The sequence below is a fragment of the Rhizobium sp. RHZ02 genome, assembly GCF_014851575.1.
Taxonomy (GTDB): Bacteria; Pseudomonadota; Alphaproteobacteria; order Rhizobiales; family Rhizobiaceae; genus Rhizobium; species Rhizobium altiplani.
The window spans coordinates 38,702-57,309 of record NZ_JACUZX010000032.1; the positions used below are offsets into that span (position 1 = coordinate 38,702).

Here is an 18,608-nt window from a genome sequence, read left to right on the forward strand (position 1 = left end):
CTGAATTGTCATTCTGCTCGACTGAGGTTTTGCGGACGCCATTGGTGCCGGGAGTTGCTCATTTCTCTCCCGTCCGCGTTGCCGAGCGGCGCCATTCCATCTGGCGTGGTTCCTTGGGGGTGTATTTCGGTTTCACTTCCGCTATCGCCACTTCAGCAACTCAATGGAGAACTGCCTGGTGGTATCTGACCTTTCCGCAATCCTGCTTGATCTCGATGGGACGCTGATCGCGTCGGAACCCGGCATCCTCTCAAGCTGCCGTGCTGCTCTGCGCGCGCTCGGGCATACAACCGATCCAGCGATGGACATTGCATCGATCATCGGCCCACCGATTGAAGACGTCATGTCTTACCTTCTCAAACAATTCGGGGATGATCGCGTCGCAGAAGCTGTCGATGCCTACCGGCAGGATTACGGGGCTGGCGGCCTGCTCCTCAGCGAGGTTTATGATGGGATACCGCAGGCTCTGCGGGCAATGAGCCGGTCCGCAAGGCTTTACTTGGCCACATCGAAGCGCGAAACGTTCGCGCGTAGAATCCTTGAGAATAAGAAGCTGGATTCGCAGTTTGCGGGAATTTACGGATCGACGCCGACCGGCGATATCGACCACAAGCCAGAACTGATCGCCCATATTTTGAGGGAGAACGGCCTCGACCGCGATCGCTGCGTCATGGTCGGGGACCGCCGGTACGACATCGCCGGTGCGCATGCGAACGGAATGCGATCGATTGGCGTCCTTTGGGGCTACGGGACGAAAGAAGAGCTGGAACACGCCGGCGCAGATCTATTGATCGAAACGCCGGCGGAGCTCGCCGCAGCGGCCATCGGGATAATCGCACCTGAGACTTCGAATTGATACGGTCTGCCGATCTCGGCCGATTTTCTTTCGGGGGCGATCCGGCTGTGTTGGCGAAACGACGGACTTGATCGATGAATGTTTCCTCCGCGGCGTTCCTGACCACAGATGGAAAATGCGTAAATCCAACCGGGAGGCGGGAGCCGACCACGACCGAATTGTGCGTTTTCGGAATGCAAACGTTGCGCACAACGCAGCGTTTGGTCTGATCCACAGCCATCTGGCGGTCAAGGAAAACGCGTCCTTGTCATCAAACATCTGGTGACTACTCGTTGTCGACCAAGGAGGTCGAGACCGTGGGGGCGTGCCCTGAACACCGTCGATGACACCGTCATTCGCTGGCTGAACCGGCTCCCCGACGAACTGCACGACGGACTGGACAAGCCGCTCGGCTCGCAGAGGAATGACTGCCAGCGATCGTGACCCCCGGCTGACGAAACCCCGGTATTTGAACGCAGCCTAGAGCGCTGAACCAGCACCAGCGATGATGTCCTGCGACCGTACCATCGACAATGACCCTCTAATCTAATCCTTGAAATTAATTCTCTTTTGGGAACCCAGGTTTTCCATTTCGGTTGAATTCCCGGTCGTCGATATTTTCGAATGTCTTCACGTGCGATGCCAAAACGATAGGATGGACATAGTCGTGCGGTCATGTCGGAGATACTCGATGTTGAGCGAGCAGCAGTTCCTACGCATCTCTATTGCGGCAACGGTTGTCGTCGCCGCTCTCGGAGTGGCCTTTGGCATTTTGTCGGGCTCGTTCTCGATCGCCTTTGACGGCGTCTATTCTCTGGGCGACGCGGCGATGACCGGCCTTGCGCTTTGGGTGTCGAGCCTGATCGTGAAGTCAGCGCAAACCGACGCGTTGTCTGGAAGAGTTCGTAACCGCTTTACAATGGGCTTCTGGCATCTGGAGCCAATCGTCTTGATGCTTAACGGCAGCCTGCTGATGACCGTTGCGGTTTACGCGCTGATTAACGCGATCATCAGCATCCTCAATGGCGGGCACGAACTGCGTTACGGCGTGGCGATCACTTACACGGCGGCGACCGTACTCGTCTGCGCTGTCATGGCCGTTATTGGTGTCAGGTTGAACCGCCGCCTGAAGTCGGACTTCATTTCTGTCGACGTCAAGGCTTGGATCATGTCGGGAGGTATTGCCCTTGCCCTGCTGATCGCGTTTGTCATCGGTCTCGCTGTTCAGCCGACCCCTGTCGCGTGGATCGCCAGCTACGTTGACCCAGTCGTCCTCGCATTGGTTTGCGTGGTGATGATTCCGCTTCTAATCGGTACAATCTGGAAGGCACTGACCGAGATCCTTCTCATCGCGCCGGTCGACCTTAAGAACCATGTGGACAACGTCGCTTCCGAGACCGTGCGTCGCCTCCACTTCCTTTCATATCGCGCCTACGTTGCTCGTGTCGGTCGGGCGACACAGATCGAACTCTACTTCATCGTTCCCAAGGGCCTTCCGCCGAAAACGGTGGAGGATTGGGATGCGCTGCGCGACGAAATAGGGAATGCGATCGGCGATGAAAGCACCAACCGCTGGCTCACCATCGCGTTCACGGCCGATGCGGAATGGGCGGAATAGCCCCTTGAGCATCGCGCTTTTCGGCACAGCTTTTGCGCTTTGAAGAGCATGATGACTGCCGTTGATTGATTTGAACACTGCTTCGTCACAAGCGGCCTCCCTCGATACGGTGACAGCTCAGATGACCCCTTGGGCACCGACTTTCTCTTAGCGTCCGCTATCCCGCACGCTTCAGAATGCCAAGCCTCCATTTGCTCAGATCCGAGAGCTGCTTCGCAGATCACGCTGACCGCGCAGTTAAAGTCGACGCCAACGCTTACTCGGAACCGCCGCGGCGCCGACTATTAACGACGTTGAAGAAACGTGACTCGACTTGTCCTTCACGCCTGTAGTTCAATTCGCAAGCGGGGATTGGAGGGCAGGTCAATGAGATACGAACGGCATGATGCTCGGGCTTATGCGATCAAGATAGTTTCGATATTGTTGGCATCAGCTGTAACGGCCGGGGTTCCCACCTGGATTGTGGCTAGAGCCATGGGTTTTTGACAAAGGTCAATGCCGCGCTGCAAGCCTTGCCCGCAACGTAAAACAGGCGGGCCGCAATCGCCACTGCCGGGCGGCCTGTCCTTGCCAACGATCGAGCGGTTTCGACGATATCGTCGCGCTCAGCGGTTTTCATTTTCTCCATCACCCTCGCCAAAATCGGTGATGGGCAAACGTGACGCCAGCACCTAGGACTTTGGACCGAGGTGCTCGGACCTTGGTCCAACTAGCGTGCATCGCCCACGGCGGCTATCTCTAGGTTGTCCTGATCGCTGAGCGACTGGGAAGCATAAGAAGGGAAGCCCCCGCCCCAAACGGCTTCCCTTCGCCCGCTTCAGACCGGCAATATCCTTGGGCCCCCAGACCTGCTTAAAACGGTGCTGGTCAAACAGCCTGCACGGTCGTTGCTGAACCCCACGCTCTTTCCGATCGAGTGAAGGCTCTCGTGCGGCCAGTCCGCCGCAAGGCGGCCACGCGTCGGCGACATAGCTGCTGACTGCGTTATCGACCAGTACTATCCTGCAAAGGATGGGACAGCTTTAACATGACCTCACTTGCATGCGGTCGGGGGAGGGCGCTCAAGCTGACTTTAATAGGGGTATGGAGCCTGTAAGAATCCGTGCCTCACCTATGGATACGCCATACGATGCCATCAGCAACAAACTCAATGCGACGGCGCGCGGAACGGGCAAGTCGCCTGTGGCCCATCGGCGGCTTGTAAGTTCATCTATATCGAAAAGCTCTTGCACGACGCTTGCCGTCAATCCGATGACAGCCAGCGTCGCCCGGTACTCGGACGGTGTCATTTGATTCGTTCCCGGCGCGATTTTTTTGCGCTTTATTTCGTTATAACTACATTACCTTTCATTTGATTGCTTGATGTCCAAATTGCGACATTTATCAATCCAATAGCGCCACATCGCCAATAGTTGTCCAACATAGCGAACTTGTTATCATCATCAACCAAGCGGTGAATGGAGCCAAGCATGAAGGCGATGTGATGCCTTCGTAAATATCGAGGAGGATTCGGAACTGCATGAACACGCCGCCGGTGTCGCAATCCTGTTGGCCGGCGAGACGCACGACGCGTGAGACGATTAGCGGCTAGCTCGCCAGAGCACCTTTACAATATATCGCCAATCCGCAATCTTTGAGCCGGGATAATCAAAAACGCAATCAACGCGGAAGAAAACTCGCACATCAACGCTAAGTCACAGCCAATAGGAGGTCGAACCATGAGACAGAAGAACGTTCGGATCTATCGAAATCCAGAGCGCGGTGATTCCGTCAAGGTCACTTGGGGCGAGGGCGGGGAGAACGACTATTCTGACGTCAACGCGGCCGCGACCGCGCTTGGCTGTTCGGCAGAGTGGCTGGAGAAAAACCTGCAGACCAGCTTTCTCGCGAGCGTTGGCATATCGGAACTCGACCTATATTGGGACGACTCGATGTGGCGTTCCGACACATCTAGCAGGAGTTTCACCATAAAAGACCGTGTCAGTCTGTTTGGTGAGATTACTGACGTGGACGACGAAAAGGGAGAGGTTACCATTCGGATCAATGGCGCTCCTGTGACTGTAACCTTGTCGAACGAGAACGTTGTTCTTCTCGCAAGGAACTAGGCTTGATCGAAGAGAGTTTATGCTCGTAGCGCTGGTGGGGCATTTCGGGATCCCGGCGGCTTTATTCAGCCCTCACGACGGATCGAGCGGCCATTCGTCGCCCCCGAAGCAAAAAGGGACGCCTGAGATGTGTTCGCCGATGTCGGACCAGGGCGCCATGCGGACGGTCCGATGGCGTTTTTTTGTCGGGCACGACATGGAGTTGGATCGCAAATCCGTTCTCGGTCAATTTCACTTAATATCGCCTTGGTCAACAGAGTCAGCTTGCGCCCTTCGTATACACTGTCTGACTTCCGATCTCGGCATTGCCTTGTTCCAAGATCAGAGTATCATCCCCGATGTCGGTCCCTATTTAACGGCAAAGACCGCTTGAGAGATTATAGGTGCTCTTGCCTGACTGGAGAGCACGGGCACGCCTCCACTTCTCAACTTGATCCCCTTGGATGACGACGACCTCCAGACGGTGAGCGATGTTGTCCGCCAGTGGTGTAACGACCATGGTGTAGCGTTAGATTCCGAACGCGCTCGGGCAGTGATGTGCGCCGCGGTTGACCGGGCATTGGCAGGAGAGAAGTCGCCCGTTAACCTTTCAGTAGCCATCAACGCAGCCAACATTTAGTTTCTCGCGCATCGCGGCCGATGGCCCACAGCTTGGCTCCCATTTCCCTGGCGCCTGCCTTCGCTTGTCGCTCATGACTTGAGTATGCCACCAGAATAGGGGGTGTCGCACGAGCAACGAAATGAATTGAATGAAGCGGGTAAAAATCACAATGCCGCCGATTGGCCTTATGTTGACTCTGTTCCCCGCGCAGTTGAAAAGAATCCCAGCTAGTGAGGGAGAAAATCATGGCTGACGACAATAATACCGCGTCGATAACCGAGGGCGCAGAAGCAACTACTTCGGCGGAGGCGCCTGCGCCGAAGAAAACACGGGGACCACGACGTCCGAAGGCCGCTGCCGACGTAGCGGCAGCGCCGGTCGTAAAATCGCCGCGAGGTCGCCGCAAGAAGGTGGAAGAGCCAGCGAGCGAGCCAAAGCCAGCTGCTTCGGCAACGACCGCCACGGCGAAAGCGAAGGGCGCGGTCAAGCAAGGCCGGAGACTTGGAGCGCAAAAACAACTGACCAAGACAGCTCCCGCTTCTGTCTCGGCGCTGGACGATATGGCAGATCTTATCCAACTCGAGGAAGAGAACAGCCGGTTGCGCAAGACACTTGCTGAAAAGCTGCGCGCCGAAAATGCTGACCTTCGCAAACGGCTTGGGCTTAACTGAGAGTTCAAAGAACTCGATCAGTTGCGGTAACCCAGCGTGACATGATGTGGCGAGGGACGTTGTCTAAACTGATTTGGTCGGGCCCAGTTCCGGGCCCGACCAATAAGCTACTGCAACCTCGCGGTGCAGCTTGTTCAAGATTGAAACACGATGAAATCTCCTTGGAAATTCCTGTCAGAACTGACGTCGCGCCAACGGCGAACGGAAGGCGTATCTTCATCCGGTGACGAGGCCGACGCAAAGGCGGTTGAAGTCGAGGAAGAGCATTTTTCCGCATCGCCAAAGGTACCGGATGCGCAGGATCTGGCGCCAGGAAACGACGACACGCTCGCAGGCCCGGACGCGGCCAGAAGCGACATTGATCCTCCATCATCGGGGCTGCCAGTCGAAATTGTCGGGGATGAAGAACGGAGCAATGCTCAGGTCCCTCCGCCGGGCGCGAGAGCTCAGGAATCGTTTGGGGAAGGGGGCTCCGGTGGGCAACACGCACGCAAAAGCAACGCGCGACGCATGCGCCATGTCAAAGAAAACCGCCCGGATGGAGTTGTCGGAAAGACCGTGGTATCAGGGGAGGGTCAAAGAGCGAGATCAATTTCGCCGCCCCGAGAAACGCCCATTGACCCGTTGAGGGAACTCGATGACGAAATAGGGCAGTTGAGGACGCGACTGGCTGAAAAGTTGCGCCAGCAGAATGCTCAGCTTAGAGAGATGCTCAAGAGATGCGACGTAAGCTGAATTGCGTCGCTCGCACAGTTTGGGAAACCATGAAAACACAGCAACGGAAATTTGTCGTCGAGTTCAAGTCAGCGCGGCGTCGATCGAAAACACAGTCGGCTTCCATTTGGGCCGGCACGGATCTTGAGGCCGCCGTCCGTGAAACGGCCTCGCAGACACCGAACCTTTTCGGGCCGAGCACTGTTTCGATACCTGCCGTCCAAGAAAGCCAAATCGAGTCGGTTCCGGTTCCAGTGCGATCAATTCATGTGTCGAGCGAAAGTCGCATCGACCAAACGATCCAGGTTCCGGTCGCCGCTTTTGAGGCTCCAACGGTTCAGCAAAAGGACAGCGTAACAGTCAGCTCGGATTCCAAGGCAGAGGTAATGGAACCTGAGGTCACTTCGCCAAATCAAAGTGCGCCTCCTCCCAAACAACGCGCCGCCCGCCAGAAAAATCGCGTCCCACAGGCGAGCAATCTGGCCACGCGCATTGCGAAGATCGAAACGCAATTCGACGATCTCGCTGACCTGGAGGAGGAGAACAGGCGGCTGAAACGACTTTTGGCAATACGCCTTCGCCAGGAAAATCTGCAGCTCCAGACGATGCTTCGACGCTTCGGCGATTGATTATTGAATAACGGACCAGGGTCGGCGCGCTCGTCCCGACAAACCCGAGCCTGGTCAAGAATACCACATGCCGTCCGCTCGCTGAGTGGTGACACGGACAGGTGTGTGATGTTTTCTTGAATTCCTTACTTCTTTGCCGGGATAGAAGAGCGAACCGTGGAATCCTTACCCTGCAAATGTACGGGTCCCTGCGTCGAAGGCGAAAAGAAACCCCGCGAATTGGCGGGGCCGTTTAGGTGGAATTAAGAGGACGCACCAAAACAGGTGCAAGAAATAAACTAGCGCAGAAGTCGTATATGTCAACAAAAGGCCCCGCTTCAAAGGCGTTCCCCGAGTAAAAGCTCCTTGCCCTACTGCTGGAGTTTCGCCTGTTGTTGCCTCGGCAAATGCTGGCATCAGGTCACGCATTTGCCAAGTGGTCGAACAGCTCTCGAGCAATTGGAGTGGGATCGAATCCGGAGGCCACGCAAACGGAAAGATTTCGCCGCGCCCATGCGTCGGTTAGAGGCGTTATCCCGCAGTTGTAGGCCCGCTTGCACTGCCGCGCCACCGTGTCCGGCACGATAGCGACTCCAACGCCGTTACTTGCTGCTGCGCATATGGATTCAAACGTGCGGAGGCGGATCCGGTATCGGAGCACTACGCCCAGCCTCTCGGCTTGAGCGTCGAGATGGTCCTGCAATGCTCCGCCTTCCAGGCCTATAAAGTATTGCTCGGCGAGCCGCGCGAACGGGATTTCCTTTTCAGTCGCGAGCCAATGTGTCTTTGCTGAGACCACGACGAGTTTGCTCACCGCGAAAGGTTTAATGATTAAACCTTGGTGGCCAGCTGCATCCGACAATACGCCGATATCGGCGAAACCTGCAGAGACGCTTCGGGCGATTTCATAGCTTTGGCGCTCCCGCAGATCAATATCGACTTGCGGATGCGAAGCAAGCCACGCCGATAGGCGGATTGGAAGAACCTCGACGATGGCCGCAGTATTTGCGTTTACGCGAATACTCGCGCGTATGCCTTGTGCGAAGCGGCCCATCTCCCCACGCATTAGCGTCACTTGATTTAGAATCTCACGAGCGTGGTGCGAAAGCGCCTCGCCCGCTTCGGTCAATGTCACGCCCCGACGACCTCGTTCGAGCAGGCGTACGCCTCCGGTTGTCTCCATTTCCCGCAGGCGCTCACTCGCCGCCGCAAGCGAGAGGTTCACCTCCGCCGCTCCGTGGGTGATGCTGCCAGCGTCAGCAACAGCAAGAAAGAGGCGAAGATCGGTAAAGTCGAAGCGCATCCTCGAAGGTTACACTCCTCGTTGCCTTCGGTCCAGGCGAAGGCTGGAAACGGAACTGCCGCATTGTGGACGATGTCAGAAGTCGTAATGAGAAGAAATGAATGATGTCTCGATCTCATTGCTGCTCGCTGTCGCAGCTACATTTTTTGTCGCCGGTATCGTAAAGGGTATCACAGGGATGGGCCTTCCGACGGTCGCCATGGGCATTCTCGGCGGATTGTTGTCGCCCGTTACAGCGGCATCGCTGCTCATCATGCCCTCGTTCACAACGAATGTCTGGCAGCTCATCGCTGGCCCGAACTTTGTCGCAGTCGTTTGTCGGCTTTGGCCGATGCTGGCTGGAGTTTTTGTCGGCACACTCGCCAGTACGTCTGTGCTGACAGGTGGCGAAACCCGCCTGAGCACCGTCTTCCTCGGCCTCGCGCTTACGGCATATGCGATCTACACGCTGTCAGCCAAACCTTGCCATATTGACCAAACACACGAGTGTTGGCTCTCGCCCATGATTGGGTTGGCGACAGGCCTCATCGCAGGCGCAACCGGCGTGTTCGTCATTCCGGCCGTACCGTATGTCCAGGCACTTGGCTTTGAACGGGATGATCTCGTTCAGGCGCTCGGACTATCCTTCACGATTTCCACCATCGCGCTCGCCGCTGGGCTTGCTCTGCAAGGTACATTTCAGCTCGATGGAGTAGCGCTGTCGAGCCTCGCTGTTCTTCCAGCTCTGATCGGTATGTGGGCCGGCCAGTACATGAGGAAGGCGGTTAGCCCAGTGACGTTCAAGCGCTGCCTCTTGATCGCCCTTGCGCTTCTCGGGATAGAAATGCTGCTGCGAAGCGTTTAGTCAGCCTCTCCTGGCATGACCGCTGGCCAGATCGGGACCGCGCATAGGGGGATCTCGCTTCAATGCGTATGGCCCTGAGAACATCGACGCTTTTGACAGGTGCGATTGGGTTAGCCGGCGGCGAAACCATCATAATCTCTCCCACCAGCTTCGATCGTGCTCGATGCAGCTATTTGTAACGCTCAGCGTTCGAAGGGCTCGCCGAGCGAGGCGACCCCATTCAGCTTCAACAGGCGACGATCTGCCGAAATGATGCCGAGCACGATGATGGTAACGAGGTAGGGCAGGCTTGCAAGAAGTTGCGAAGGCACGTTCAACCCTGTCGCCTGTGCTGCAAGGCCCATCAGGGAGACGGCGCCAAACAGGCACGCTCCGAGAAAGATGCGGCCAGTCAGCCACGTGCCGAAGACAACAAGCGCAATGGCAATCCAACCTCGACCAGCGATCATCCCGTCTGCCCAAAGCGGCGTGTAGACCACCGAAGCATAGGCGCCCGCAAAGCCTGCCATCGCGCCGCCGAAGGCTACAGCAATCACGCGAACAGCAATCACGTGATAGCCTATGGCGTGAGCAGCCTTGGGGTTTTCACCCACTGCCCGCACGACGAGCCCAACCTTCGAAAAGGCAAAAAGGGCCCAGATGCCGATCGTTGCGGCGAGCGACAGCCAGACGACAACGTCTTGAACAAAGATCCCACCGATGATCGGGATGTCGGACAGAAACGGAAGGGAAAGCTTGGGCAGGCCCTTGACCGTGAGGCTCTCGTAGGACTTGCCAAACAGTGCAGACAGACCCTGGCCAAGGATGCCGATCGCAAGGCCCGTTGCCACCTGGTTGGCCCTGAAGCCAAGGGCAATCAGCGCAAAGACCAGGGAAAGGGCGGCGCTGCCAAGCCCCGCGACGACAAACCCCGCAAAGTGCCCGCCGCCGTGATAGACGATGATGAAGGCCAAGGCTGCGCCAAAGGCCATCAGACCCTCTACGCCAAGGTTCAATACGCCTGCGCGCTCAACGACCAGCTCGCCAAGTGCCGCAAGAAGAAAAGGGGTTGCGGCTGCGAGCATGCCCGCAAGAATGAACTCGATGGCATTCATGATTGGCTCCGGTGGACGATCCGACGCCACTCAAGACGGTACCGGACGAAGGCGATTGCAACCAGGTAAGCGAGAAGGAGACTTCCCTGGAAAACCCGGACCGCGGCGATGGGCAGGTTTGCTGATACCATGGCATTGTCGCCGCCAATGTAGAGAGCGGCCATGAACAATGATGAGGCGATGATGCCGATTGGATGCAGTCCGCCCAGATAGGCGACGATGATGGCCGCGTAGCCGTAGCCGGTGGAAATTGACCGCTGCAACTGTCCAAGAGGCCCGGCGACCTCAGCGGCGCCGGCAAGACCTGCGGCACATCCACCGATCAGGAGCGAGAGCCAGATTGCCCAGCCTTCCTTGAAGCCGGCATAGGCTGCAGCCCGCGGCGCCAGGCCTCCAACCTGAAGCTTGTAGCCGGCAAAGCTCCTCTGCATGAATATCCAGGCAGCCAAGGACAGGACGATTGTAATTATCAACGAGACGTTGACACGTGTGCCCGAAATCAGAAGCGGCACCATCGCGTCGTACTGGAACATGACCGATTGCGGGAAGTTGAAACCGTTTGGATCCTTCCAGGGGCCTAGCAGCAGGTAATTCAAAAGCTGCGACGCAACCAGGCTCAGCATCAGTGAAACAAGGATTTCGTTCGCATTCAGCCTGACACGCCAGAACGCTGTGAGTGAGGCCCAAAGGGCGCCACCGACTGTCCCAAGGACAAGCATCAGGGGCCAAATCCACTGACCGGTTGCCTGAGGAAACCACACGGGAATTGCAGAGGCAAAAATGGCGCCGAGAATGAACTGGCCTTCGGCACCGATGTTGAACACCTTGGCTCGGAAGCCGATCGCGAGACCCTGCGCAATGAGCAATAGCGGCCCTGCTTTCAAAAGCACTTCCGAAAACGATGCCCACGACAGAAAGGGCTCAAGCAGCATTGCATAGACGACGGCGACCGGGTTGCGGCCCATCGCCACGTAGAGTGCGACATTCAGGATGGTTGCTACCACCAGCGCCAGGAATGGCGCAGCCAGCGTCGCAGAAAACGAAGCGCGTTCCCGGCGGACAAGCGTAGGCAGAAAGGCGGCAGACACGGCATTCATGCGATGACTTTCTTTGAAGCGTCTTGCGCGCCAATCATGTAGCGGCCGATTTCTTCGGGTTGCGTTTCCTTGGTGACAAGCGGCGGGCTCAATGTGCCGTGGTGCAATACCTGGATGAAATCGCAGAGCTCGAAAAGTTCCTCGAGTTCTTCTGAAATGACGAGAATGGCCATGCCTTCGTTGCGCAACGCGACAAGACGGGCGCGTATAGCGGACGCCGCGCCAACATCCACACCCCATGTGGGCTGCGCGACAAAGAGCAGCTTCGGCGCCAACATGATCTCACGGCCAACGATGAACTTCTGAAGATTGCCGCCCGAAAGTGCGCCGGCTTCGGCGTCGGGGCCAGGCGTGCGCACATCATACTGACGGATGCAATCCTCGGTAAACGCAGACGCCCTTTTCCTGTCTATCAGGCCGTGACGAAGAAGGTTCAAAGGGTGGGCGGTCAATAGCCCGTTGAGTACGAGTGACATTTCAGGAATTGCTCCGCGTCCCAACCGGTCCTCCGGAACGAATGCAAATCCAAGCTGGCGTCGGTGAGCTGCGTCGAGCCTTCCCACGTCACGTCCCATCATGTAGATCCGGTCGCGCTGGTCTCTCGGGAGGATGATCTCGCCTGAGATCAGCGAGGCAAGCTCGCTCTGCCCGTTTCCGGAAATGCCCGCGATCCCGAGGATCTCGCCAGAACGCACCGTCAGCGCAATATCAGAAAGCGGCACCGCAAAGGGATCTTCCGGCCGATGATGAAGGCCGATGATCTCAAGGCGTTTCTCGCCGCCCGAGCGCGGCACGGCGGCCATGGGTTCGGGCATGTCGCGGCCAATCATCATGCGGGCGAGGTCATGGGCATCATGTTCTCGTGGGTCGATATGTCCCGTGACGCGGCCGCCGCGCAAAATGGTTGCCCTGTCACAGATAGCCCGGATTTCCTCGAGCTTATGCGAGATAAAGAGGATCGATACACCGCCGTCCCGAAGCCGGCGCAACGTCTCGAACAGCTTTTCAACCAGCTGTGGCGGCAAAACAGATGTCGGTTCGTCGAGGATCAGCAACCTCGGATTGGTCATCAGGCAGCGGATGATCTCTACTCGCTGACGTTCGCCGACCGAAAGCGCATGCACGTGGGCGAGCGGATCGACTTCAAGGCCGAATTCATGCCCGAGAGCACGGACACGTTTAACGAGATCGGCTTTTTTGCCAGGGACAACGAGCTGAATATTTTCAACGACAGTCAGGGTCTCAAACAACGAAAAATGCTGGAATACCATGCCGATACCCTTGGCACGTGCCTCCGCCGGGGAGGCAAGGGCCAAGGGTTCGCCTTCCCAGGCGACCGACCCGCTGTCTGGTTGCTCGACGCCGTAGATCATTTTCATCAGCGTCGATTTGCCCGCCCCGTTTTCGCCGAGAATTGCATGGATCGACTGCGGGACTACGTCCAGATCAACGGCCTGGTTGGCATGGACCTGGCCGTAGCTCTTCGAGATGCCGCGAAGCGACAGGAGCGGGGCGGTCATGGCTTACTTTGGCAGCGGCGTGGTCACGCCCTTGACGTGCCAGTCCATGGCCACAATTTCTCCATCGGCCAGGGTCTTTCCAGCGGCCGCGCCCTCGCTGCCGTCGGCCTTGCTGATCGGGCCGGTAAACGGTGAGAGACTTCCGTCGGCAATCTTTGCCTCTGCGGCCTTGATCTTCGTCATGGTTTCTGCGGGGATCGAAGGGTGCCAGTCAACAACCTCAACGACCTTGTCTGCAACACCTAGGAAGGTGTTTGCACCCTTGAAGGTGCCGGCGAGATGAGCGTCGACGGAGGCTTTGAAGAACGGGGACCAATCGGTCGACACACAACCAAGATATGTCTTCGGCGCGTATTTCTTCATCGACGAATTGAGGTTGAAGGCGTAGACGCCAGCCTCCTCGCACGCGGAGATGACGGAGGGCGTATCCTGCGCGTTGGAGAAGATCACGTCGCATTTTTGCGCAATCAGCGCCTTGGCCGCTTCCTGTTCCTTGGCCGGATCAAACCATGAGTTTACCCAGACGACCGAAACTTCGATGTTGGGGTTCACAGCCTGAGCACCGAGCGTGAACGCGTTGATCGAGGTAATCAGTTCCGGAATGGCGAAGGCGGACACGGAACCGAGCTTTCCGGTCTTTGACAGCGCCGCCGCCGCCATGCCAAGCAGATACGTCCCCTGGAAATACTTGGCAGCAAACGGCGAGAAGTTTGGGGCCACCTGGAAACCCGATGCATGCAATACGGTGACATCAGGGTTGCGGCGAGCAATCTGCAGGGCACCGTTTTGATAGCCAAAGGAGCCTGCGATCAGGAACTTGTTTCCGTCGGCGACTGTCTTGTTCATGATGCGGTCAGCATCCGGACCCTCCGCAATGTTTTCGACGACCGTCACCTTTACCTTGTCGCCATACGCTGCCTTGATCGGCTCCAGACCCGCAGCCAGCGCGTGACCCCAGCCAACGTCACCGATGGGCGAGGGTACGACGAGCGTGATCCCGAGCGGGCCGTCGGCCGCAAATGCGGCGCGACCACCAAATGCGCCGGCCAGGCCGGCAGCTGCAACGCCCTGCATCAGGGTTCTTCGAGAAATGTTTGTCATGCTGGTTCCCCTTCTTTGTGATTTTAGAGTTCGACAGTCGCAAGCGCAGCTTCAGCCTCAGCGAACATCCGGCTTTCATCGAGGCCGATGAACTCGCCCTTCTGCCATACAATGCGGCCATTGATCATTGTCAGGTCCGTCGGCATGCCGACACCGACCTTGGCCATCAGGCTCAGCGGATCATGGCGTGTGCCGACATAGTCCATCCGCCGCGTGTCGATCGCAAACAGGTCGGCGGCCATGCCAGGCGCCAACCTGCCTATGTCCTTTCGACCAAGCAGAGCCGCACCGCCCGCCGTCGCATAGCCCAGAAAATCAACCGGAGGCGGGACAGGGTGGTTGCGCGTCGATGCGGTCAGGCACTGCAGCATGTAGGCGGAGTGGATGCAATGCATCAGGTTCGAGTTGTCATTCGACGCAGCGCCGTCGCAGCCCAGTCCGACGCGAAGGCCAAAGGCTGCCATGGCGGGAATATCGGTTACTTCGGCGCCAACCAGATAGACTGGCTCCGGGCAATGCGAAACGCCGGTCCCATCCGCAGCCATCTTGCGCAGTTCGTCGTGGGTCAGTTCCCAGCAATGGGCGTAAAAGGCATCAGGCCCCGCAAAGCCCAGCTCTGCACAGTAATCTACGGTGCGCATGCCATGTCTGGCCTCGACCACGCGGCTTTCACCCTCCCCAACATGGGTGTGCATCTGAACACCACGATCACGTGCCAGGGCCACCGATTCCACGAAGGTTTCACGGTAGCAGTTTACCGGCTGGCATGGGGCGACCACCACCTGGCGCATGCTGAAAGGTCGGGCATCGTGATAGGTGTCGATCAGCCGCTCGCAATCACCAATGAACTCGTCCGTCGTTTCGAGCATCGCGTCGGGAATGGTCGAGCCTTCGGATTTCGGAAGTGTGTTGCCACCGCGGCCGGCATGAAAGCGCATGCCCAGAAGATCGGCGGCCTCGAACTGGCGGTCGATCAATCTTTTGCCGGCATGCCTGGGGAAGCAGTACTGGTGATCGAAAGCAGTCGTGCACCCGTGCTTGATCATCTCGGCCATGGCGGTGACTGAGGAGTGATAAAAGCAATCCTCGTTCAATCGCGAAAAGATCGGATAAATGCGATCAAGCCACTCGATGACCGACAGCTTCGTCCAGTCGAGATCCGCACGGTTGCGCACAAAGCATTGAAAGAAGTGATGGTGTGTATTGACGAGCCCGGGATAGACGAACCAGCCGCTCGCATCTTGAACAATGGTACCGGTCGGCAGTTCGCCCTGTCCAAGATTGTCGCCAATTGCCTGAATGGCGGAACCGCTTGTCAGGACGTCAACATTGCGACGGGTCGTCTGGCCCTTGCCCTCATCGACGATAACCGCTGCGCAGTTCTTCAGAAGATAGCCGGTCATGTTACTCCTCGCCCGTTCCAATCTGGGGCTCGGGCTTCAACTCATGCAGTCGGTGTATGCCTGGCATCTCTATGAAGGCATCGAGCGCGCGAATGGCGCGGGACCAGCGCCGGATCGCAGGGTAGGGGTCAAGCGAGACACCGCCATCTGGCGCGAGCGCCACGTAGGGAAAGCACGCGATGTCTGCGACCGTCGGGCGATCGGAAGCAAGGAACGGCATACCCCGAAGATTTTGCTCGACCAGCCCGGCTTCAAGTTCGCGCAGCGCAGCAACGCCCTGCGCTTGCAACAGGGCGATATCGCCCGGGCGATGCAACATCTCGTGGAGGCGCGCGCCGCCAAGATTTGCGGTCAGCCGGTGAGAAAAGGAAACCCACTGTTGTAGCCTGGCCGACTGTTCGGCCGTTCCGTCCCCAAGCCACTCCGGAGCCGCCTTTCTTGCCAGGTACACGAGCATTGCTGACGATTCCGTCAGGAGCAGATCCCCGTCCTCCAGGATAGGGATGGAGCCAGCCGGGTTGAGTGCCAGAAGTTCGGCTTTGCGATGCTCGCCACCCGGATGAAAGTCGACCGGCCGGATATCCAGTGACAGCCCGGTCAGAGCCGCCATCAGGCGCACTTTGTAGCAACTGGGCGAAAGGATGTAATCGTAAAGCCTCATTGCGCCACCAACTGTGCGCCATAGGTGTAATTGTGGCGCTTTAGCCAACGTCGGTAGGCTACCGATGTCAGATCGGCGCGCGTCGGGATCTCCATGCCGGGGTCGAGTGGCAAAAGACGCGGGATCTGATTTTCAAGGATCGAGCGGTCCTGCAGAAAGATCGTCTGCTGGAAATGGATGAGGTCGGTCATCGATGTTTCATCGTCAAACAGCGCCATCCACGGCCAGACATCGCAAAGATCCTCGGCCAGCGGCTGGACGAAAAGAGTAATGACGTCCCATTCACTGGGGCGCGGTGGGCAGGTTTTATAAAGCACTGAACAGGTCGGGGCCGGCACGCGGTACATGTACTCTGTCGTAATCCCGCCGCTTGCCGACTTTGCTGCTTGCGGCTGGTAGAATTTCACCTGCGTTGCCCAGACTTCATCCTCGACGTCGCGAATTTCAACCTTGTAGTTCTGCACTTCCGTGTGCGGCTCTGCTCCGAGGATGTCAGTATGGACAAAAGGAAAATGAGCGATGTCGAGAAAGTTCTCGACCGCGCGAAGTGGCGAACAGCGAACGCGAACCACACCAACATCGACAAACCGGCGACCCCGTTGGTCAGCCTCGGGAATGGAAAAGATCTCCTTTTGAGGATCTCCGACGGACGACCACACGTGGCCATAGCGAACACGTGACGACAAAACACGTCCGCCCGACGTCGTCACGATCGCATTGCCGTCAGCCCCGACAGAAACCTCGATCGGTTCGCCCATCAGGGCCGTCTTGTATGCGGTCGTTTTGACCTGGCTGAAGAGGCCGACTGGATACCACTCGTCGAGCATAGCTTCCTTAGCCATCACGAGATCTCCTTGCCTGAAGGTCTTCGGCACATCTGCGCAGGCTTTCGACGGCCCGCGACGCTGAGATGCGGTCACCGAGCGTGTTCTCGCCGTCAAGGAGTACATGGACGAGGGTGCGGCCCTGTTCCTGTTCGGAAAGCAGCAACCACATCGTTTCGGATTGCTGCGTTGCTTTTAGAAGGCCGGTCTCGTCTGATTTCGCGCCGGAAGCCGCCTCAATGGTGGTAACGTCGGCATGCATCGTTAGCGAGCGCAATGCAACGAGGCCCTCCAATTTCGGGGGCGGATGCGAAGGTTCTCCCACGGCCACCCAGATCACGCCATCGGCCTCCTCGACCAGATGCGTCGCAACGCGGATCGTGTCGGGCGGCGTAAGACCAGGGTGAGCCGGGATGCGCAGGCAGTTTCCCGTCTGCGTGTAACTCCAGCCGTGATAGATGCAAGAGAGCGCCTCGCCGCGTACAAACCCATAAGAGAGGCGCATGCCACGATGGGGACAGCGATCTGCCGATGCCGCGACCCGTCCTGAATCACTTCTCCAGAGGGCAATTGAGCCGGCTCTTGTGCGTGCGGGGATTACCGTCCCTGACGGCAAATCCGCAGAAAACGCGACTGGCGTCCAAAAGCCCGTCGTATCGGCTGACATGGTGGAACTTTCTCAGCATTATCAACGTTTTGTCTGCTTCAAGGCCGCCGCTTGGATAGTGCGGTTCGTAGCGGACGGGAGCACGTTTGCATAATTTTTTCGCATTGGCAACGCTGATCAAATAACGTGCAGTGGAAAATTGAAGGGCGTTGCAAGGCCTACTCTGCGTCGCTCTCAATCGGCGTGCGGAAGATGGTTTCCACCCATACATCAATAGGCCCGAGCGAGCATCCTACCTCCATCATGTCAATCAATTCTATCGGCCCTTCAACTTCGAGTTCGATCCGATCGACACTTTGATGAGATATGGCCTGGGACAGACCGAGCTTTGCTGCGTGACGACGGATCCACGGAACAAACGATGCGGCTTGGAGGTCGCCAAGGATCGTCATTCGTTCGTGTAGGTATCCGTGATGTTGAACTGTCATGAAAGTCTCGTGCTGACGCCTCCTTGACAAGATAGCGCCTAAATGGACTTTCGAAACCCCTTCTTTTTCCAGTTCACAGAATGCGGTTCAATAGGACGGCTTTCGGAAACCTCGCCGTTGGGCAACGTTACGAGCTCTCCTGTCTCCAGTCGCTCGATACCAATCACGTGGTTCCTGGCATTGCTCGACCTGATGAGTTCATCGACCTTCACTTGCAGCGCGCGCATGTCGCGGTTTTGTGAATGCTGGATCACCAAGGATGAATAGCGTGACAAGCGTGCCGGCGCCGTTGGAGAGCAGGAACCATTGGTTGGGCATCCCGGTTGCCACGCCAACGAGGCACCAGATCAGCACGACGAGGATTGCCGCCGCGAGGACGAGCCAGTGGCCCGCCGGCCATACGACGGATTCCGACATGGCGAGAAATACCGCACCAATCTTCATCATCCGGAAATTCGCAGTCGGCCCCAGGGTTCCAAGGGGTTCCAAGGAAACGCAGAGGCATTCCCCGGCT

At 57.6% G+C, this 18,608-nt stretch carries 15 protein-coding genes and 1 pseudogene; 5 read left to right on the plus strand and 11 right to left on the minus strand.

What is annotated here, in order from left to right; all coding sequences use genetic code 11:
• Positions 1 to 178 precede the first annotated feature (178 nt).
• From IB244_RS28205 to IB244_RS28220, 4 genes are all read left to right on the plus strand, one after another.
• Entirely contained in the window at positions 179 to 856 is a 678-nt protein-coding gene (locus IB244_RS28205; RefSeq protein ID WP_312867275.1) for an HAD hydrolase-like protein, read from the plus strand.
• Between the two features lie 670 nt (positions 857 to 1,526).
• Positions 1,527 to 2,453 (plus strand): cation diffusion facilitator family transporter, encoded by a 927-nt coding sequence (locus IB244_RS28210; RefSeq protein WP_192306387.1) that lies wholly within the window; start codon positions 1,527 to 1,529, stop codon positions 2,451 to 2,453.
• Positions 2,454 to 4,171: 1,718 nt separating this feature from the next.
• Entirely contained in the window at positions 4,172 to 4,558 is a 387-nt protein-coding gene (locus IB244_RS28215) for a hypothetical protein (RefSeq protein ID WP_192306389.1), read from the plus strand.
• A gap of 846 nt (positions 4,559 to 5,404) precedes the next feature.
• Positions 5,405 to 5,830 carry a SyrB-like regulator gene (locus tag IB244_RS28220; RefSeq protein WP_169683103.1) on the plus strand — a complete coding sequence of 142 codons (426 nt, stop codon included), beginning with the start codon at positions 5,405 to 5,407 and terminating at the stop codon, positions 5,828 to 5,830.
• A gap of 1,743 nt (positions 5,831 to 7,573) precedes the next feature.
• On the opposite strand, the gene IB244_RS28225 is transcribed toward IB244_RS28220, so the two are convergent.
• Positions 7,574 to 8,455, minus strand: a complete 882-nt coding sequence (locus IB244_RS28225; protein ID WP_192306391.1) for a LysR family transcriptional regulator — start codon at positions 8,453 to 8,455, stop codon at positions 7,574 to 7,576.
• Positions 8,456 to 8,552: 97 nt separating this feature from the next.
• Between IB244_RS28225 and IB244_RS28230 the strand changes: the two genes are divergently transcribed.
• The gene (locus IB244_RS28230; protein ID WP_192306393.1) at positions 8,553 to 9,299 is read left to right on the plus strand and encodes a sulfite exporter TauE/SafE family protein; all 747 of its coding nucleotides are present in this window, start codon (positions 8,553 to 8,555) and stop codon (positions 9,297 to 9,299) included.
• 182 nt (positions 9,300 to 9,481) lie between these two features.
• On the opposite strand, the gene IB244_RS28235 is transcribed toward IB244_RS28230, so the two are convergent.
• From IB244_RS28235 to IB244_RS33260, 10 genes and pseudogenes are all read right to left on the minus strand, one after another.
• Positions 9,482 to 10,393, minus strand: a complete 912-nt coding sequence (locus IB244_RS28235; RefSeq protein WP_192306395.1) for an ABC transporter permease — start codon at positions 10,391 to 10,393, stop codon at positions 9,482 to 9,484.
• A complete protein-coding gene (locus IB244_RS28240; RefSeq protein ID WP_192306396.1) occupies positions 10,390 to 11,490 on the minus strand; it encodes an ABC transporter permease in 1,101 nt (366 codons plus the stop codon). Before IB244_RS28240 ends, IB244_RS28235 begins: the two co-directional genes overlap by 4 nt.
• Positions 11,487 to 13,010: an ABC transporter ATP-binding protein gene (locus IB244_RS28245; protein ID WP_192306398.1), complete on the minus strand. Its 1,524-nt coding sequence runs from the start codon at positions 13,008 to 13,010 to the stop codon at positions 11,487 to 11,489. Before IB244_RS28245 ends, IB244_RS28240 begins: the two co-directional genes overlap by 4 nt.
• A 3-nt stretch (positions 13,011 to 13,013) precedes the next feature.
• Positions 13,014 to 14,111: a BMP family ABC transporter substrate-binding protein gene (locus IB244_RS28250; RefSeq protein ID WP_026371865.1), complete on the minus strand. Its 1,098-nt coding sequence runs from the start codon at positions 14,109 to 14,111 to the stop codon at positions 13,014 to 13,016.
• Between the two features lie 23 nt (positions 14,112 to 14,134).
• Positions 14,135 to 15,514, minus strand: coding sequence for an amidohydrolase (locus IB244_RS28255; RefSeq protein ID WP_192306400.1), 1,380 nt, complete (start codon positions 15,512 to 15,514; stop codon positions 14,135 to 14,137).
• Position 15,515: 1 nt separating this feature from the next.
• Positions 15,516 to 16,175, minus strand: a complete 660-nt coding sequence (locus IB244_RS28260; protein ID WP_192306402.1) for a glutathione S-transferase family protein — start codon at positions 16,173 to 16,175, stop codon at positions 15,516 to 15,518.
• On the minus strand, positions 16,172 to 17,017 hold the full coding sequence (locus IB244_RS28265; protein WP_192306404.1) for an aromatic ring-hydroxylating oxygenase subunit alpha: 846 nt from the start codon (positions 17,015 to 17,017) through the stop codon (positions 16,172 to 16,174). The genes IB244_RS28260 and IB244_RS28265 overlap by 4 nt, the downstream gene beginning before the upstream one ends.
• Positions 17,010 to 17,666, minus strand: a complete 657-nt coding sequence (locus IB244_RS28270) for a Rieske (2Fe-2S) protein (protein ID WP_192306406.1) — start codon at positions 17,664 to 17,666, stop codon at positions 17,010 to 17,012. The genes IB244_RS28265 and IB244_RS28270 overlap by 8 nt, the downstream gene beginning before the upstream one ends.
• A gap of 158 nt (positions 17,667 to 17,824) precedes the next feature.
• Positions 17,825 to 18,094 (minus strand): acylphosphatase, encoded by a 270-nt coding sequence (locus tag IB244_RS28275; RefSeq protein WP_192306408.1) that lies wholly within the window; start codon positions 18,092 to 18,094, stop codon positions 17,825 to 17,827.
• Positions 18,095 to 18,132: 38 nt separating this feature from the next.
• A pseudogene (locus tag IB244_RS33260) lies at positions 18,133 to 18,538 on the minus strand (low affinity iron permease family protein).
• Positions 18,539 to 18,608 lie beyond the last annotated feature (70 nt).

Excerpts from the sequence above, each read along its gene's own strand:
- IB244_RS28255 (WP_192306400.1), bottom strand. The coding sequence starts at position 15,514 with ATGACCGGCTATCTTCTGAAGAACTGCGCAGCGGTTATCGTCGATGAG.
- IB244_RS28215 (WP_192306389.1), top strand. The coding sequence starts at position 4,172 with ATGAGACAGAAGAACGTTCGGATCTATCGAAATCCAGAGCGCGGTGAT.
- IB244_RS28270 (WP_192306406.1), bottom strand. The coding sequence starts at position 17,666 with ATGTCAGCCGATACGACGGGCTTTTGGACGCCAGTCGCGTTTTCTGCG.
- IB244_RS28275 (WP_192306408.1), bottom strand. The coding sequence starts at position 18,094 with ATGACAGTTCAACATCACGGATACCTACACGAACGAATGACGATCCTT.
- IB244_RS28245 (WP_192306398.1), bottom strand. The coding sequence starts at position 13,010 with ATGACCGCCCCGCTCCTGTCGCTTCGCGGCATCTCGAAGAGCTACGGC.
- IB244_RS28260 (WP_192306402.1), bottom strand. The coding sequence starts at position 16,175 with ATGAGGCTTTACGATTACATCCTTTCGCCCAGTTGCTACAAAGTGCGC.
- IB244_RS28230 (WP_192306393.1), top strand. The coding sequence starts at position 8,553 with ATGAATGATGTCTCGATCTCATTGCTGCTCGCTGTCGCAGCTACATTT.
- IB244_RS28210 (WP_192306387.1), top strand. The coding sequence starts at position 1,527 with ATGTTGAGCGAGCAGCAGTTCCTACGCATCTCTATTGCGGCAACGGTT.
- IB244_RS28250 (WP_026371865.1), bottom strand. The coding sequence starts at position 14,111 with ATGACAAACATTTCTCGAAGAACCCTGATGCAGGGCGTTGCAGCTGCC.
- IB244_RS28225 (WP_192306391.1), bottom strand. The coding sequence starts at position 8,455 with ATGCGCTTCGACTTTACCGATCTTCGCCTCTTTCTTGCTGTTGCTGAC.
- IB244_RS28265 (WP_192306404.1), bottom strand. The coding sequence starts at position 17,017 with ATGGCTAAGGAAGCTATGCTCGACGAGTGGTATCCAGTCGGCCTCTTC.
- IB244_RS28240 (WP_192306396.1), bottom strand. The coding sequence starts at position 11,490 with ATGAATGCCGTGTCTGCCGCCTTTCTGCCTACGCTTGTCCGCCGGGAA.
- IB244_RS28220 (WP_169683103.1), top strand. The coding sequence starts at position 5,405 with ATGGCTGACGACAATAATACCGCGTCGATAACCGAGGGCGCAGAAGCA.
- IB244_RS28235 (WP_192306395.1), bottom strand. The coding sequence starts at position 10,393 with ATGAATGCCATCGAGTTCATTCTTGCGGGCATGCTCGCAGCCGCAACC.